Source organism: Actinomadura sp. NBRC 104412 (assembly GCF_030269515.1).
Classification (GTDB): domain Bacteria; phylum Actinomycetota; class Actinomycetes; order Streptosporangiales; family Streptosporangiaceae; genus Spirillospora.
Window position 1 is genome coordinate 57681 of the sequence record NZ_BSTM01000001.1, and the last position, 16178, is coordinate 73858.

Sequence of the window (16178 nt, forward strand, 5' to 3'; positions counted from 1 at the left end):
GGTGGCCGGTCATCGGTGTGACGGCGTGTTAGGAGATGTGCGCTACGTGCTGCTTTGTTCATGGGACGCCGGCGGGTGGCGCTCGTTTCTCTGGGCGCGCACTTTTGGCCTGCGTACGTGTTCTACGTCCACTCCAAGCACGACCGCGCCGTTTCCGCGCTGAGGGGGAGCGAGGGGCGGTGGCGCGCGCCGGAGGGCAGGCAGGGCGAGGGACGCGTCCGTAACCTCCGCGGCGAGGGCACGAAGATCACCGTGCGGCTCACCCCGCATGGCGCGCTGTGGCCGGTCAAGAGCGACGGCCACCGGGCGCTCTGGTACTCCCTCGTTCCCGCCGGGCCGGTCGCCGTGGTCATCCTGGTGCCGTTGGTGGGCATGGTGGCGGGACGGAAGGCGAGATGGATCGCCAAGGAGATCGTGCGCTCCGCGCCGCCCGGTGCCCTCGGGTGTCCTGGACGCGTCCCTGCCGAGCCTGCCGGGGAAGAAGAGGGATCGCGCGGTCGTCCACGACGCGTCGGGCGCGCCGCCGGTGGTCATCGCACGGTGTGGCGGCACGTCGCGGGACGAGAGCGTGGTGCCGTTCCGCCCGGACGGTACGAGGCCGGGCACGCTGCGCGGGCCGGCCCCCACCCCACACCCGGATCGAGCTGGTGGACGCCGCCGGGCAGCCGATGGGCGTCCTCGACACCGACAAGCGCGTCCCGTCCCTGGCGTTCGTCCTGCTGGACGGGCGGGACGCCGAGGTGGGGGCGCTGGCCCGGTACGGCATTCGGCACTGGGTGATGCGTCTGGACAGATTCGCGGGGCGCCGGTTCGGGTGGACGCGGGTCAGGAACGGGTGCCGGTTAGGGTCTTGCCGGTTGCCGGTGCGAGTTGTTTGAGGGCTTCGAGGATGTCGGTGACCCTCTCCTTGGCGTCGCCGAAGAGCATGCGGGTGTTGTCGCGGAAGAACAGCGGGTTCTGGACGCCCGCGTAGCCGGTGGCCATGGAGCGTTTGAACACGATGACCCGTTCGCTGTTCCAGACCTCCAGGACGGGCATGCCCGCGATCGGGCTGGTGGGGTCCTCCGCCGCGGCCGGGTTGACGATGTCGTTCGCGCCGATCACCAGCACCACGTCGGTGGTGGCGAAGTCGTCGTTGATCTCGTCCATCTCCAGCACCAGGTCGTAGGGCACCTTGGCCTCGGCGAGCAGCACGTTCATGTGGCCGGGCAGGCGCCCGGCGACCGGGTGGATGCCGAACCTGACCTGGACGCCGCGTTCCCGCAGCCGCGCGGTGAGCTCGGCGACGGGGTACTGCGCCTGGGCGACGGCCATGCCGTAGCCGGGAGTGATGATCACCGAGGAGGCGGCGGCGAGCGCCTCGGCCGCCTCGACGGCGGTGATCTCCTGGTGCTCGCCCTGCCCGTCGCCCGACCCGGTGGGCGCCTCCAGCCCGAAGCCGCCCGCGATCACCGAGAGGAACGAGCGGTTCATCGCCTTGCACATGATGGCCGACAGGTAGGCACCCGAGGACCCCACCAGGGCGCCGACGATGATCAGCAGGTCGTTGCCGAGCAGGAACCCGGACGCGGCGGCCGCCCACCCGGAGTAGCTGTTCAGCATGGAGACCACGACGGGCATGTCGCCGCCGCCGATGGACGCCACCAGGTGCCAGCCCAACGCCAGCGCCAGCGCCGTGACCGCGACGAGCAGCCACGACCGCGGCTCGACGACGAAGGCGACGGTGAGCGCGGCGAACCCGGCGAGGCCCGCGAGGTTGAGGACGTTCTTGCCCGGCAGCATCAGCGGCGCGGACTTCAGCCTGCCCGACAGCTTCCCGTACGCGACGACCGAGCCGGTGAAGGTGACGGCGCCGATGAAGACGCCGATGAACACCTCGGCGCTGTGGATGCCGAGCATCCCTTCGCGGGCGAGCGCCGTGGCCTCCGTCCCCTCGGGGTGGTGCTCGACGTGCAGGTAGCCGCTCCAGCCGACCAGGACGGCCGCCAGCCCGACGAAGCTGTGCAGCAGCGCGATCAGCTCGGGCATGGCCGTCATCTCGACCGCCCGCGCCCGGTTCAGGCCGATCAGCGCGCCGACCGCGACGGCGGCGACGAGCATCGCGAACGCGGGCGGGTCGATGCCGTCGTCGAGGGTGAGCGCGACGGTCGCGACGAGCGCGACCGCCATGCCGAGCATGCCGTAGGCGTTGCCGAGGCGCGCCGACTCGTGCCGCGAGAGGCCGGCCAGCGCGCGGATGAAGAACAGCGCCGCGAGGACGTAGGCCGCGGTCGCCGCGGTTGTGATGGTCATGATGGCGGGCTCCGGTGCCTAGCTTCTGATGAACATGGCGAGCATGCGGCGGGTGACCGCGAACCCGCCGAAGACGTTGATGCTCGCGAGCAGGATGGCCACGAGCGACAGCACGGTGATCGCCGCGTTGCCCGCGCCGATCTGCAGCAGCGCGCCGACCACGATGATCCCGGAGATCGCGTTGGTGACCGACATCAGCGGGGTGTGCAGCGCGTGGTGCACGTTCCCGATGACGTAGTAGCCGATCACGATGGCCAGCGCGAACACGGTCAGGTGCACCTGTAGCGCGGCGGGCGAGGCGGCGATCAGGCCGAACGTCGCGGCGGCGGCAGCGGCGACGCCGAGCCGGCGCGGCAGCGGGCTCGCCTTCCTCTCCGGCTCCCGTTCCCGGACGGGCTCCCGCTCGGGCGGCGCGGCGGGTGCCGCCGACACGGCCACCGGGGGCGGCGGCCAGGTCAGCTCGCCGTCGCGGACGACGGTCATGGAACGTTGCACCACGTCGTCGAAGTCCAGGACGAGCGTTCCGTCCCGCTTCGGCGTCAGCAGCTTCATCAGGTTGACCAGGTTGGTCCCGTACAACTGGGACGCCTGGGCGGGGAGCCGTCCGGCGAGGTCGGTGTAGCCGAGGATGATGACGCCGTTGTCGGTGACGACCCGTTCGCCGGGCACCGACCCCTCGACGTTGCCGCCGTTGCCCGCCGCCATGTCGACGATCACCGAGCCCGGCCGCATGCTGGCCACCATCTCGGCGGTGATCAGCCTGGGCGCGGGCTTGCCGGGGATGAGCGCGGTCGTGACGATGATGTCGACCTCGCGGCACTGGGCGGCGTAGAGGGCGGCGGCGCGGGCGTTGTAGTCGTCCGACATCTCCTTGGCGTAGCCGGTGCCCGGTGAGGCGTCCGCCTCGGGCTCGGCGACGGCCAGGTACTCGCCGCCGAGCGAGCGCACCTGGTCGGCGACCTCGGGCCGCGGGTCGGTGGCGCGTACCACCGCGCCCAGGCTGCCCGCCGCGCCGATCGCCGCGAGCCCGGCCACGCCGACACCCGCGACCAGCACCTTCGCCGGCGGCACCGTGCCGGCCGCGGTCACCTGGCCGGTGAAGAACCGGCCGAACTCGTGCGCCGCCTCGATCACCGCGCGGTACCCGGCGATGTTGGCCATCGAGGACAGCACGTCGAACGACTGTGCCCGGGAGACGCGCGGCACCGCGTCCAGCGACAGCGCCGTGATCGGGCGCCCGGCGAGGTCGTCCACCAGGTCCTGCCGGAGCCGCGGGTTCAGCATGCTGATGAGCGTGGCGCCCGGACGCAGCGCGTCGAGCCGTTCCGGCGTGGGCGGGTTGATGCCGAACACCACGTCCGCCGCGTCCGCGTCGCCGATGGACGCGCCCGCGTCCTCGTACCGCTCGTCGGGGAACCCCGACGCGGCCCCGGCTCCGGGCGCGACGACCACCTCGTACCCGAGCTTCTGCAGTTGAGTGACCGTGTCCGGCGTCGCCGCCACCCGCCGTTCCCCGGGCGCGTCCTCCTTGACCACCCCGATGATCACGATTGCCACCTCACATCCGGCGCTGATCAATATCTCGGTATCAAGGTTCTCGATATCAAGTTAATTCTGCCGCGCGGATCAGCGCATCCGCTTTGTGCGGACTGCCAGCTTTCGGTGCGAGTGTTTGGGTGGTTCGGATAGTCGCCCCCACGACGCCCTCACGGACCGGAGCGAGCCTCGTGAACGATGCGGGGCGGTCGGCGCGAGGGCCGGAAGCCCATGGATGCCCAGGTCAGGCGACACGAGCAGCCCTGGCCATCGACATGGCCAGGGCTGCTCGGGGGCGGCCGGCGTCACTCCAGCGGCCTCGCCCTCGTGCCGCATCAGCCGGGTGAAGCACGTCGAGGTGATGCCGAACGGAAGCGCCGAACGTCTCGGGAGCACCTCGCGGCCGGTGTCCACCTCCGCGTCCGCCGGGTCCGCGGGACGGACCTCACCATCACATCAGCACGGCGGCGTCACATCAGCACGACGGGGCGGAGCACCTGGCCCGACAGCAGCCGCTCGTACCCGGTCTGCGCTTCGTCGAGCCTGTACGTCTCCTGGACGTACTCCCCGAGCGGAAGGTCTCCCGACAGGTACAGGTCGGCCAGCCGGGGGAGGTCTCGGGACGCGCGGCAGTCGCCCCAGATCGAGACCTGGATGGAGCCGCCGGTGAGGAACAGCGGGCGGAGCGGGACCTGCGCCACGTCCGTCGTGGCGGGAGCGCCCACGACCACCATCCGGCCGCCGGGGGCACGCAGCGTGAGCGCCTGCTGGAACGTCCTGGTGCCGCCCACGGCGTCGATGACCACGTCGGCGCCGGTCCCGTCGGTGAGTTCGCGGACCGCCTCGGTGACGTCGCCGACCGCGGTCACGTCGAGGAGGTCGGTGGCGCCGAAGCGCCGGGCCATGGGCAGCTTGCCCGCGTTGGCGTCCAGCGCGACGATGCGGCGCGCCCCGGCGAACCGGGCGCCCGCGATGGCGGCGAGGCCGACACCGCCGCATCCCACCACGACCACGTCGTCCGCCGGTCCCGTCGCCGCGGTGTTGACCGCCGCGCCGAACCCGCTGGGGACGGCGCAGCCGAGCAGGGCCGCCACCTCGGGCGGGACCTTCGGGTCGATCTTGACCACCTGGCGCTCGGGCACGACCACCTGCTCCGCGAGCCCGCCCACGCCCAGCACCCGGTTGGCGGGACCACCGTTGACGAGCTCGACCGGCGGGTTCTGGGCGAGCTTGCGCGGGCACGCCTGCGCGCGGCCGGCGAGGCACTGCTTGCATTCGCCGCACGGGACCATGGGGGCCACGACGACGGTGTCTCCCGGGACGACGCCCGACACGTCGGCGCCGATCTCGCGGACCACCCCCGTCACCTCGTGGCCGAGCAGGTAGGGGAACGCGGTTCCCGAGGTGCCCTCCATGAAGTGCACGTCGCTGTGGCACAGCCCGCAGGCGGTGACGTCGAGCAGCACCTCGTTGTTCTCGGGCGCGCGCCCGGCCACGCGTTCGAGGGAGACGTGGTGGCCGGCCTCCAGCGCCACCGCCCCGAGGTAGCCGGAGGTCATCGGCCCGCTCCGTCCGCCGGGAGCCACGCTGGGCCGCGTTCCGGTGAGCTTTCCAGGATCACGGTCTTGAGTTCGGTGTACTCCTCGTGGCCGACCCGTCCGAGCTCGCGTCCGAACCCGGAGGACTTGACGCCGCCGACGGGCGCGTCGAGCGCCAGCGCGCCGTAGGAGTTGATCCAGAAGTACCCGGTCCGGATGGCCCGCGCGGTCCCCACGGCGCGGGCGATGTCGCGAGTCCAGCAGCCGCCCGCGAGCCCGTAGTCGGAGTCGTTCGCGAGCCGTACGGCCTCTTCGTCGTCGGAGAACCGTTGCACCGCCAGGACCGGGCCGAACACCTCCTCCCGCACCAGGTCGACGCTCTCGGCCGCCTCGGGCGGCACCTCGACGATCGTCGGCCGCAGGAACGCCCCGCCGGGGTGGGCGCCGGGCGGGCGGTCACCACCCACCACGACACGGGCGCCCGCGCGCACCGCCTGGTCGATCATGCCCCGGACCCGTGTCACCTCCCGCTGCGAGATCAGCGCGCCGACGCGGTTGCGCTGGTCGAAGGGGTCGCCGACCGGGATCCGGGCGGCTCGGGCCGCCAGTTCCGCGAGGAACTCGTCGGCCACCGCGTCCTGTACGAGGAGGCGCGAGCCGGAGAAGCAGCGCTGCCCGGCGTTGCGGAAGATCCCGGCCAGCGAGCCGTCCAGGGCGGCCTCGAGGTCGGCGTCGGCGAAGACGACGTTCGCGGACTTGCCGCCGAGTTCCAGCAGCAGGCGGGTGGGGCCCGCCGCGGCGGCCGCCATCACCCGCCGTCCCACTCCCGAGCTGCCGGTGAACGAGATGAGGTCGACGCGCGGGTCCTGGAGCAGGGCCTGCCCGGCCGGGGCCTCGCCCTGCACCACTTGCAGCGCGCCCGCCGGTACGCCCGCCTCCGCCATCAGCTCGGCGAACGCGGGCGCTGCCAGGGGGCTCTGCTCGGGGGCCTTCAGCACCATCGTGTTGCCCGCCGCCAGGGCGGGTCCGGCCTTCTGCGCGGAGAACATGAGCGGCGCGTTGAACGGGATGATGGCCGCCACCACCCCGACCGGCTCGCGGAACGTCATCTTCCAGGCGGTGCCGTCCAGGGGCAGGGTCATCCCTTCCAGATTGCTCGCCCACGACGCCGAGTTGCGGAGCAGGGCGGCGGCCACCATGACGTCCGCGCGGCCCTCCATCCAGGTCTTGCCGTTGTCGAGCACGACCAGGTGCGCCAGCCGGTCGACGGACTCTTCGAGCAGGCCGGCCGCGCGCAGCAGGACGGCGGCGCGCTGAAGGGGCGGGGTGGCGGCCCAGTCGGGCTGGGCGCGGACCGCTCCGCCGACCGCCTCGTCGATCAGCGACGACGAGGTGGCGGAGACCCGCGCCAGTGCCGAACCGTCGCCCGGATACAGGGTCGTCATCGGCTCGCCGGCGCCGTCCACCAGACGCCCGTCCAGGAAGGTGTGCTCCGAAGGAAGCCGGGCCTTGGAGATCCGGGCGGCCAGGTCGGTGGAGAGGGTTGTCGCGGTCACGGCGCCTCCGGTTCATACGGCTCGCGCGGCCCGGGATCCGTCGAGGGTGGCGGAAGGCCACTGCGCGGGAGTAGCGTACCGCTCTAACGAATATAGGATCAACTGTCCGATAAACGGAAGGGCAGGATGGACTACACCCACCTCGGCCGGAGCGGCCTGCGCGTCAGCCGGATCTGTCTGGGCACCGACAACTTCGGGACGCAGACCACCGAGGACGACGCCCACCTCATCCTGGACGCCGCGCTCGACCACGGGATCAACATGGTCGACACCTCCGACGCCTACGGCTGGCGGTTCGGTGAGGGCTACACCGAGCAGATCATCGGCCGCTGGCTGAGCAAGGGCGGCGGCCGGAGGGAACGGACCGTCCTGGCCACCAAGCTGTACGGCGAGATGGCCGACTGGCCCAACAACGGGCGCCTTTCCGCGTTGCACATCAGGAGGGCCTGCGACGCGTCGTTGCGGCGGCTCCAGACCGACTACATCGACATCTACCAGATGCACCACGTCGACCGGGACACCCCAGTCGAGGAGATCTGGTCGGCCATGGATGTGCTGCGCGCACAGGGCAAGATCGTCTATGTCGGCTCGTCCAACCACGCGGGGTGGCACGTCGCGAGGCTCCAGGAGGAGGCGCGCCGCCGCCATCACCCGGGGCTGGTCAGCGAGCAGTCGATCTACAGCCTCCTCGACCGGACGATCGAGCTGGAGGTGCTTCCCGCCTGTGCCGAGTACGGCGTCGGTGTCCTGGCCTGGGCGCCGCTGAGCGCCGGGCTGCTGGGCGGCGTCCTGGAGAAGGAGCGCCGCAACCAGCTCGGGACCCCGCTCAAGGGGGAGCGCATCGCCCCCCACCGTCAGGCGCGGCTCGCCAAGCTCGAACGGCACCGGCCCGCGATCGAGGAGTACGAGAAGCTGTGCCGCGACCTGGGGGCGGACCCGGCGCACGTCGCCCTGAGCTGGGTGCTCGGCAGGCCGGGCGTGGACGGCGCGATCGTGGGCCCGCGCACCCTCGACCAGCTCACCGGCGCGCTGGGCGGGCTGTCGCTCCACCTGGACGCCGACACGCTCACCAGGCTCGACGAGATCTTCCCCGGCCCCGGTCCGGCCCCCGAAGCCTACGCCTGGTGACGCAGGTTCCCGGACCGCGGCCGCGGGGGCCGCAGGCCCCCGCTCACCACATGAACGCTCACCACATGAACGCTCACCACATGGACTGCTTGAGGTCGAGCAGCCGGCGCAGGCCGACCTTTTCCAGGTAGCCGAGCTGCCCGTCGACCTGGCGGACGTGGCTGTCGAGCCACGAGCCGGTCTGCTCCCGCGCCGCCAGGTCGCGGTACGCCACGAGCGCCTCCCGGTCGTAGTCGTAGTGCCCCGGCGAGGAGGTCGGGTGCGCGCCGTACGGAGCGTGCGCGACCGCCTCGACGATGGCGCCCGGGATGGACACGTGGCGCGGGTCCGGTGACGGCGCCGAGGGATCGAGGATCTCGTCCACGCTGACGATCACATGGTCGGACGCCTTGGCCATGAGGTCCTCGAACCGCCGCTGGCCGAAGATCTGCACGTTGCCGCGCTGGTCGGCCACCTGCCCGTGCACCAGGCACGCGTCGGCGCGCAGGGCCGGGATCGTCGTCACGGTCCCGCCGGTGTAGGGGTCGGTCGTGGACCTGATGAGCGGGTTCACCTTGGGAAGGTCGGTTCCCTCGTAGAGCGGCGGCAGCGCCACGAACGGCAGCCGCGCCGCGCCGCCGCGCAGGCCGAAGACGATCCACGCCTCGTCGGCCTCGATGATCTCGATCTCCTTGCGCTCCCCCGCCCTGCGGAAGTTGGGCGCGAAGCCGAGGAACTCCAGGCCCACATAGCTCACGTGCAGCCTGGACACGCATCCTGCCGCGACGAGGACATCGACGGCCAGCCCGGCGCTCGGCGTCGGGATCACCGTCAGGTCGCGGACGCCCTTGCGCACGAGGGCGTACACGAGCGCCATCGGGTTGTTGTGGGAGTGCGCGCCGCCCACCGCGACGGTGGCGCCGTCCTCGATGACGGCGACCGCCTCGTCGGGCGTCATCACCTTGCTCTTGATCGGCGAGGCTGGCGAAGGCACGGACATCACTGAGGCTCCTGTCGGGTGGCGCCGGGCGAAACCGGCTCGGCCTCGCTCAGCTTCTTGAGTTCCGCGCGACGGACCTTGCCGCCGTCGTCGACGGGAATGGCGGGGACGAACTCCACGAGGCGGGGGCGCTTGTAGTTGGCCAGCCGCGCGGCACAGAAGTCGATCAGCTCCTCGGCGGTCACCTCCGCGCCGTCGGCCCTCTCCACCAGGGCCTTGACCACCTCGCCGAACCGGGGATCGGGCACGCCCACGACGCCCGCCCGGTTGACGCCGGGGCAGGACTGCACGACGGCCTCCACCTCGGCGGCGTACACGTTCTGCGACCCGGACCGGATGACCCCCTGCTTGCGGTCGACGAGGTAGACGTAGCCGCGCTCGTCCTGCCAGGCGAGGTCGCCCAGGGACAGCCAGCCGTCGCGGATGGCGGCCCTGGTCTCCTCCGGCTGGCTCCAGTAGCCGGAGAAGGTGCTGGCGCTGGCCAGTTGCAGCTCGCCCGTCTCGCCGCGCGGGACCTCGTCGCCGTGCTCGTCGACGATGCGCGCCCGCGCGTACGCCGCCGGACGGCCCACCGAGACGATCGGCGACGGGTTGTCGCGGGCCAGCAGGTAGTCGTGGTCCTCGGGGGTCAGCAGGGTGGCGTAGCCTCCGGCCTCGGTGGCGCCCAGCCCCTGGTACATCCCGCAGCCGACCCCGTCGCGGACGGTCCGCACCACGTCCCATGAGATCGTGGCGCCGCCGTACCCGATGAGCGAAAGCGTCGAGGCGTCCCAGGGGCCGTGCTCCTCGATCCGCTTGGCCAGGTCGACGAGCATGGTGGGCACGAGGAACGCGTGCGTCACCCCGTACGCCTCGACGTCGGCGCGGAAGGCGGCGGCGTCGAACCTGCTGCGGATCAGCAGCGGCACGCCCAGGTAGGTGGCGGCGGTGAGGTAGAAGGCGCCGACGCCGAGCGTCATGGGAACCGACAGGAACGTCGGGCCGGTGCGCGGCACCTCCACCTCGATCAGGAAGTTGCTCACGCTGGCGAGCTGCTGCCGGTGCGTGGCCATGCAGCCCTTGGGCAGACCCGTGGTCCCGCTGGTGTAGCGCAATGAGCGCAGGTCGTCACCCGTCCCGAGCACCGGCGGGTCCGCCGTGCTGCTGTCCTCGGTCAGCTCGCGCAGCGGCCGGGCGCCCGGCAGCCCGTCCACGACGCTGAACACGTCGCGCACGGTGGGCGCGTCCGCAGCGGCCTCCACCGCGGGGCCGCTTTCGCAGATGACGGCGCTCGCGCCCGAGTGCTGGAGGATCCTGCGGATCTCGGGGGCGGTGAGCCGGGGGTTGATGGCGACGCTGACGAGGTTGCACTTCCAGAGCGCGAAGTAGGCGATCGGGATGTCGCAGCTGTTCGTCAGCACGACCGCCACCCGCTCCTGCTCGCGGTAGCCGCGTGCGCGCAGCACGTTGGCGAGCCTGTTCGCCTCCGCGTCCAGTTCCGCCCAGGTGAGCCTGCGGTGGTCCTCGATCAGCGCCGGCCGGTCGGCGAACTGGACGGCGTTGCGGCGCAGCAAGGACTCGATGCGCATCGTGCTACCTCCTCGCCCGGGCGTCCGGACCGGGCGCGCCGGGCACGTGTCGTGCCAGGACCCCCAGGATCAGCCCCGCCACGAGGTCCGGATGGGTCAGGTGTGCGTTGTGGCCGGCGCCCTTGAGCTCCTCGACCTCGCCGAGGTAGCCCATGGAGGCGGGCGTCGACATGCGGTCCTGGTCACCGCAGGCCAGGACCACGGGGGCGGCGGCGTGCGCGACCTGGTCGGCGATCCGTTCCCGCGCCAGTGGCGGGACGAGCGCCGCCGCCCGGTCGTGGGCCAGCGCGTACCCGTCGGGCACCCGGCGGATACCGGGGGCCAGCCGGTCCGGCGGGATCGGGTCGGCCGCCTCGGCGAGCCCGGACACCCGGGCGAACCGGGCCAGGGCCTCGTCGCGGTCCGCCCACGTCCGGGCCGGGCGGGAGGCCGACGCGGAGCGCCGCGCCAGCTCCTCCTCGGTCCAGTCGACCTTGATGGAGAAGCCCAGCACCGCGCGCACGTCGAGGCCGAAGATCGGGTTCGCGAGCGTGAGGGCGACCAGGCCGCCCAGCGAGTGGCCCACGAGGACGACGGGCTCGCCGGGGCCGATACGCGCGGCGACCGCCGCCGCGACGACGCCCGTTGCGTAGCTCGGCAGCCGTCCCGAGCGCCCGTGCCCCGGCAGGTCCAGGACGGTCCAGCCGATGGTCGCGGGGAGGCGCGCGAGCACGCCGTCCCAGACGGTCGCGCAGGCCCCGGACCCGTGCAGGAACACCAGGCGGGAGTCCGGCCCGCCGCCGCTTTCCGCCCAGACCACCGGCCAGTCGAGCTCAGGCATCGATCCGGTCCCCCTCATCGTCGAGCAGGAAGTCGAGCAGGACGTCGGTGAACTCCTTTGCGCGCTCGATCTGCGGGTAGTGGCCCGCGCCCTCGATCACCCGGCTCCGCGCGCCGGGGACCGTGCAAACCAGCCGTTCCCAGGACTCGCGCGGCACCAGCCGGTCCTCCGATCCCAGCAGGAACAACGAGGGCACCCGGACACGGTCGTACGAGGGTGCCCGGCGCCCGGTCCGATGGGGTGTCGCCTCGTCGCCGCCGGGCCGTGGCAGCCGGAGGCCGGCGGCGGCGCCGAACTCCCAGGCGCCGGGGAGGACACAGAACTCGTGGCGCCTGCGAAGGTACGCCTCGTCGTCCCGGAACGCCGGGTCGGCGAACAGCACGGACATGATCGGGCGCAGCCCGTCCAGCGAACCGTCGTAGCGGGTCAGCAGGTCGTGCCCCGGACCGCCGGGGGGATCCATGCCGATGCCGACCACCGCCATCGCCTCCACCGGCCACGCCATCGGCGCCGAGGCCGCGGCCGTGAGCAACAGCCGCCCGCTCAGCGAGGTGCCGACGAACCGGGCGGAGCCGATGCCGAGGCTTTCCAGCAGCACTCGCACCTGCGTCATGAGGCGGCGACGCTGCCCCCGGAAGTCCCGCACCTTGTCGCTGGCCCCGTACCCATAGAAGTCGGGGGCGATGACGCGGAAGTGCGCCGCGAGGTCGTCGATGCAGTGCTCCCACGTCAGCTCGGCGGCGGCGCCGTACTCCCCGCCGTGCAGGAGCACCAGGGGCGGGCCGTCTCCGGCGTCGAGGTAGTGCGTCCGGAAACCGCCGACCTCCAGGATCCGATGGGTGAAGCTCATCGAGAGGGCACCGGTCCGTAGCGCCGGAGGACACCGTCACGGTCCACGTGCTCGCGCAGGATGCGCAGCTCCTCCTCCGTCGGCGCGGGGGTCTCGGTGACGTCGTCGGAGACCAGCAGCTCGAAGCCGGTGGCCTCGCGGACCGCGTCGACGCTGGATCCAGGGTGGACGCTCATCAGGCGCATGTGCTTGGTCTCGGGCTCGAAGTCGAAGACCCCCAGCGGCGTGAAGAGGAACTCGGGGCCCTCCGTCCCCTTCCGGTACACCTTGCTCCGCGAGTCTCCCCCGTCGAGCCAGCCACCGCCCGAGCGGAAGTCCACCTTGTCCACGAGAACCCGTGGCGAGTGATGCTCGGTGTAGAGGAAGCTGCGGCGGAAGGCGCCAAGGAAGATGAGGCCGACCGTCCCCGGCCCGCGGACCTTGGGCGCGTCCCACGGGCCGATCACCGACATGTTGACGTTGCCGAACTTGTCGATCTGCATGCCGCCGACGAAGGCGAAGTCGAACCGCATGGCCAGTTCCAGGTCGACGACGTCCTCAAGGCTGTACCGGAAGTCGCTGTTCACCAGGTTCCGGAAGTCGCTGGAGGACTCGGTCAGCCGCTCGAAGCCGGGGTTCAGCCCGCCGCTGCCTCCGCACATGAAGGACAGGTTCGGTGCGTGCGTGAGCTGGGCCAGGCGGAGCCCCGCCATGGGGATGTGGGCGGCGGCGCCGACCGCGCCGAAGTACCCGTCCCGCATCAGCCGGGACATCGACACCGCCATCAGCTCGGCCCAGCTCCAACGCTCGTCCATCCCTGCTCCTGTTCGTCTCGATCTCTACCGGCCGTGCGGCGCGGACCACCGTCCGCGCCCGCTAGCCGAGGGCCCAGCGGCCCGTTCTCGGCGGCAGCCGGTGCCGGCGCACGTTGCTGATCATCGAGGCGTCCAGCATCCACTGCCGGGCGCGCTCGGGCTCCGCGGCCGTCTCCGCCATCATCCGCTGGTAGGACTCGGCCTTCACCGGGTTCTTCTGCGCGAGCGCCTGTGTCGTCTCCCGCGTCAGGCGCTGGATCTCCTCAAGGGCCACCGCCCGCCGCCGTTCCGCCCACGCGTCGAGACAGCTCGCGTCCTGCTCGCCGCGGATGACGCCGAGAAGCTGGACGGCGGCGTCGTACGCGTCGTGGATGCCGCTGTTCAGCCCCATGCCCCCCATCGGGCTGTTGATGTGGGCGGCGTCGCCGGCGAGCAGGATCCGTCCGACGCGAAGCCGCTCCGCCACGCGCTCGTGGACGGCGTAGATCTTCGCCTCCTTGACCGGCAGCTCCAGGGACGTGCCCACGATGAGGGTGAGGCGTTTCCGGATGAAAGGGGCCGACGTCGCCTCCTCGTCGCTGACCCCCGGCGGGATCGAGATCACCACGCGCCAGAGGTCCGGGATCCGGAGCAGGAGGAGATGCTCCTTCGGGTCCGAGATGTAGTTGACCTCGCAGATGTCCGGGAGCAGTTCCTCAAGGGGGTACTCCAGGCTCAGCACGAGGTAGCGGTGCTCGTACGTCGAACCGTCGAAGGACAGGCCGAGACACTTGCGGACGGTGCTGCGGGCGCCGTCCGCGGCGATCACCCACGACGCCTTCTGGATCAGGCCGTCCGCCCCGTGCACCTCCGCGTGCGTGTCGAAGGTGTCGACCCGTTCGACCTCGACGCCGTACCGCACCTCGGCGGTCGGCGTCCTGGCCAGGCGCTCGTTGAGGATGTCGACGTACTTGTACTGCTCGAGCTGGAGGCGGAACGGGTACGGCGTCTCCGACGACAGCCCCGAGAGGTCGAACTCGGCGATCAGGCCGTCGGTCCGGCTGCGGTACTGGGCCTTGGGGGCGATGAGACCCTGCCGGAGCATCTCGCCGGCGATGCCGAGCTCAAGCGCGATCTCCAGGGTGGGCGAGTGGAACGTGGACGCCCGCCACTCGACGCTGGGCTGCATCAAGCGCTCGAACACCCGCACGGTGACGCCGCGGCGCGCCAGGGCGAGCGCCGCGGTCAGCCCGACCGGCCCGCCCCCGACGATCGCCACATCGACCGGTGGACGGGGCGGCTGCTGGGCGGCGTTCACCGGGCGGCCCATTCGACGAGGTGGTCGCACATCCGCTCGGCCAGGTCGGGGCGGCCCTGGAAGTAGTGGTCGGCCCCGGCGATCTCCACCCATTCCCGCCGGTCGTGCGCGACCGCGTCGTACATCGACCGGGCATGGCTGGGGAACGCCGCGACGTCGGCGCTCCCGGAGATCACCATCACCGGGACGGAGACCCGCGGCAGGTGCTTGGGCGCGTTCGCGCGGCTGAGGTCATGGCTCCACTGGCTCAGCCACGAGCGGAGGCTGGTGTGGTGGCCCAGGCTCGCCGGGCGGAAGTTCGCCACCCACGGATCGCCCCAGAGCGTGCCGCTCCGGCGGTCGGACGGGTCGAGCGAGAGGTCGAGGAAGCGCAGGTCGGCGGCGGTGCCGTGCACGACGAAGGGCAGGTCGTCGGGCGTGGGGCCGTCGCCGCGGCACATCGGGTGGGAGCCGTCCGCCAGCGCCGTGAGCTGCTCCTGGACCCACCGGGTGATGCGCCGGTTCCGGTCGAGCTGGCCCTGGCGGTAGGCGCGGACGAAGTCGTCCGGGTAGGGGACGGTCCGGCCGGGCGCGAACATGTCGAGCTCCGGGTCGCGCCGGTCCGGCCGGGCCTCGTCGGTGATCGCCGGGTCGAGCCCTTCGGTGTACACGATGGCCCGTCCCGGGTGCGCCATGGCCATCACGAGCAGGTCGGCGGGGGGCAGGTCCGCGTCGGTGAGGTCCGGCGGGTCGCCCGCCGGAGTCGCCTTGATGTCGGGCGCCTCGGCCTGGGACTGGTACAGCGCCGCGAGACCGCCGCCGCCCGAGTTCCCGACGAGCACCACCTTCCCGAAGCCCATGGAGCGCAGGTGCGCGATCGCGGCGGCGATGTCCAGCACGCAGTTCTCCATGATCAGGGTCGAGTCGTTGCCGACGTACCGGGTCGCGAGGCCGGCGGCGGCGACTCCCCGGCGCGCCAAGGGTTCCAGCGCGTAGTGGCCCAGGAAGTTCGAGGCCGGGTGGACGAACAGGAAGACGGTGTCGGTGGGCGCGGCGTCGTCTCGCCACAGAACGCCCCAGATCGTCTTGCTGAGGCGGGCCACCCCCGAGTTGATGTCGATCCGTCCGTCCGCGGACATCGGGATGGCGAGCAGTTCACGTGTGAGCAAACGGGCCCCCAAAAAGGAGAAGCGCACGAGGTTCGGGTCGGGAGGTCAGCCGCGGCGGCGGGCGTTCCATGCCTCCAGGGTCTTCAGCCCCTCGGCGGCGTCCTGGTCGTCGAGGTCGCGGCTCTGCATGGTCAGCTCGATACGCACTCCGTTGGGGTCGAACAGGTACAGCGACTCCCAGGTGCCGTCGTGGTCCACGAGGCCGGTCGTCTCGACGCCCATCTCGTTGAGGTGCCGCTGCCAGGCGAGCAGGTCCTCGCGGGTGCCGACGTTCACCGCGATGTGCCGGATCCACGAGGGGATCGGGTCGGACTCGGGCCGTTCGAGGCCCTCGACCTCGAAGAACGCGATCGCCTCACCGGAGGTCATTCCGTAGAAGGTGTGCAGGAAAGGAGTGGGCTCGCCCACCGACGGCACCCTGTCGAGCTGGATGGCGGCGAGGAACTCGCAGCGCATCACCCGTGTGTAGAAGTCGTAGGTCGCCTGGGAGTCCCAGGTCGGATAGGCGATGTGGTTGAGGCTGATCGGTGCCGACGGGATCGTCATGGTCCCTTCCTCGTCCGTTTATCGGACAGTACGTCCGTAATATGCATTAGTGTTGCTCTTGGCCGAGCGGCTGTCAACCACGGCGGCCGGGCCGTACGGAGTGCCCGGGGGCCGGTGGGATCCGGC

General features: G+C 71.8%; 14 protein-coding genes. 2 read left to right on the top strand and 12 right to left on the bottom strand.

The annotated features are described in order from the left end of the window. The first annotated feature begins 75 nt into the window (after positions 1–75). Positions 76–780: a hypothetical protein gene (locus tag QSK21_RS00260; protein ID WP_285692564.1), complete on the top strand. Its 705-nt coding sequence runs from the start codon at positions 76–78 to the stop codon at positions 778–780. 45 nt (positions 781–825) lie between these two features. Here the strand turns inward: QSK21_RS00260 and pntB are convergent, their stop codons facing one another. The 4 genes from pntB to QSK21_RS00280 all read right to left on the bottom strand — a co-directional run bounded on the left by pntB (position 826) and on the right by QSK21_RS00280 (position 6922). Then, positions 826–2292: a Re/Si-specific NAD(P)(+) transhydrogenase subunit beta gene (pntB, locus tag QSK21_RS00265; protein ID WP_285692566.1), complete on the bottom strand. Its 1467-nt coding sequence runs from the start codon at positions 2290–2292 to the stop codon at positions 826–828. A gap of 18 nt (positions 2293–2310) precedes the next feature. Then, the gene (locus QSK21_RS00270; RefSeq protein WP_285692568.1) at positions 2311–3840 is read right to left on the bottom strand and encodes a Re/Si-specific NAD(P)(+) transhydrogenase subunit alpha; all 1530 of its coding nucleotides are present in this window, start codon (positions 3838–3840) and stop codon (positions 2311–2313) included. 458 nt (positions 3841–4298) lie between these two features. Then, positions 4299–5387, bottom strand: coding sequence for a zinc-binding dehydrogenase (locus QSK21_RS00275; protein WP_285692570.1), 1089 nt, complete (start codon positions 5385–5387; stop codon positions 4299–4301). Continuing rightward, positions 5384–6922, bottom strand: coding sequence for an aldehyde dehydrogenase family protein (locus QSK21_RS00280; RefSeq protein ID WP_285692573.1), 1539 nt, complete (start codon positions 6920–6922; stop codon positions 5384–5386). Before QSK21_RS00280 ends, QSK21_RS00275 begins: the two co-directional genes overlap by 4 nt. 126 nt (positions 6923–7048) lie before the next feature. Here QSK21_RS00280 and QSK21_RS00285 point away from each other — a divergent pair, with 126 nt between their 5' ends. After that, on the top strand, positions 7049–8050 hold the full coding sequence (locus tag QSK21_RS00285) for an aldo/keto reductase (RefSeq protein WP_285692575.1): 1002 nt from the start codon (positions 7049–7051) through the stop codon (positions 8048–8050). 73 nt (positions 8051–8123) lie between these two features. On the opposite strand, the gene QSK21_RS00290 is transcribed toward QSK21_RS00285, so the two are convergent. The 8 genes from QSK21_RS00290 to QSK21_RS00325 all read right to left on the bottom strand — a co-directional run bounded on the left by QSK21_RS00290 (position 8124) and on the right by QSK21_RS00325 (position 16052). Then, the gene (locus tag QSK21_RS00290) at positions 8124–9029 is read right to left on the bottom strand and encodes a CoA transferase subunit A (protein ID WP_285692577.1); all 906 of its coding nucleotides are present in this window, start codon (positions 9027–9029) and stop codon (positions 8124–8126) included. Then, complete coding sequence (locus QSK21_RS00295; RefSeq protein ID WP_285692581.1) at positions 9029–10597, bottom strand: class I adenylate-forming enzyme family protein; 1569 nt, start codon at positions 10595–10597, stop codon at positions 9029–9031. The genes QSK21_RS00290 and QSK21_RS00295 overlap by 1 nt, the downstream gene beginning before the upstream one ends. A gap of 4 nt (positions 10598–10601) precedes the next feature. Next, complete coding sequence (locus tag QSK21_RS00300) at positions 10602–11417, bottom strand: alpha/beta fold hydrolase (RefSeq protein ID WP_285692583.1); 816 nt, start codon at positions 11415–11417, stop codon at positions 10602–10604. Next, positions 11410–12267, bottom strand: a complete 858-nt coding sequence (locus QSK21_RS00305) for an alpha/beta fold hydrolase (RefSeq protein ID WP_285692585.1) — start codon at positions 12265–12267, stop codon at positions 11410–11412. The genes QSK21_RS00300 and QSK21_RS00305 overlap by 8 nt, the downstream gene beginning before the upstream one ends. Beyond that, complete coding sequence (locus tag QSK21_RS00310; RefSeq protein ID WP_285692587.1) at positions 12264–13061, bottom strand: CoA-transferase subunit beta; 798 nt, start codon at positions 13059–13061, stop codon at positions 12264–12266. The genes QSK21_RS00305 and QSK21_RS00310 overlap by 4 nt, the downstream gene beginning before the upstream one ends. A 61-nt stretch (positions 13062–13122) precedes the next feature. After that, positions 13123–14370, bottom strand: a complete 1248-nt coding sequence (locus tag QSK21_RS00315) for an FAD-dependent oxidoreductase (RefSeq protein WP_285692588.1) — start codon at positions 14368–14370, stop codon at positions 13123–13125. Then, the gene (locus tag QSK21_RS00320) at positions 14355–15506 is read right to left on the bottom strand and encodes an alpha/beta hydrolase (protein ID WP_285692590.1); all 1152 of its coding nucleotides are present in this window, start codon (positions 15504–15506) and stop codon (positions 14355–14357) included. Before QSK21_RS00320 ends, QSK21_RS00315 begins: the two co-directional genes overlap by 16 nt. A 45-nt stretch (positions 15507–15551) precedes the next feature. Continuing rightward, positions 15552–16052, bottom strand: coding sequence for a VOC family protein (locus QSK21_RS00325; RefSeq protein WP_285692592.1), 501 nt, complete (start codon positions 16050–16052; stop codon positions 15552–15554). Positions 16053–16178 lie beyond the last annotated feature (126 nt).

Excerpts from the sequence above, each read along its gene's own strand:
- QSK21_RS00295 (WP_285692581.1), bottom strand. The coding sequence starts at position 10,597 with ATGCGCATCGAGTCCTTGCTGCGCCGCAACGCCGTCCAGTTCGCCGAC.
- QSK21_RS00290 (WP_285692577.1), bottom strand. The coding sequence starts at position 9,029 with ATGTCCGTGCCTTCGCCAGCCTCGCCGATCAAGAGCAAGGTGATGACG.
- QSK21_RS00315 (WP_285692588.1), bottom strand. The coding sequence starts at position 14,370 with ATGGGCCGCCCGGTGAACGCCGCCCAGCAGCCGCCCCGTCCACCGGTC.
- QSK21_RS00305 (WP_285692585.1), bottom strand. The coding sequence starts at position 12,267 with ATGAGCTTCACCCATCGGATCCTGGAGGTCGGCGGTTTCCGGACGCAC.
- QSK21_RS00325 (WP_285692592.1), bottom strand. The coding sequence starts at position 16,052 with ATGACGATCCCGTCGGCACCGATCAGCCTCAACCACATCGCCTATCCG.
- pntB (WP_285692566.1), bottom strand. The coding sequence starts at position 2,292 with ATGACCATCACAACCGCGGCGACCGCGGCCTACGTCCTCGCGGCGCTG.
- QSK21_RS00275 (WP_285692570.1), bottom strand. The coding sequence starts at position 5,387 with ATGACCTCCGGCTACCTCGGGGCGGTGGCGCTGGAGGCCGGCCACCAC.
- QSK21_RS00285 (WP_285692575.1), top strand. The coding sequence starts at position 7,049 with ATGGACTACACCCACCTCGGCCGGAGCGGCCTGCGCGTCAGCCGGATC.
- QSK21_RS00300 (WP_285692583.1), bottom strand. The coding sequence starts at position 11,417 with ATGCCTGAGCTCGACTGGCCGGTGGTCTGGGCGGAAAGCGGCGGCGGG.
- QSK21_RS00310 (WP_285692587.1), bottom strand. The coding sequence starts at position 13,061 with ATGGACGAGCGTTGGAGCTGGGCCGAGCTGATGGCGGTGTCGATGTCC.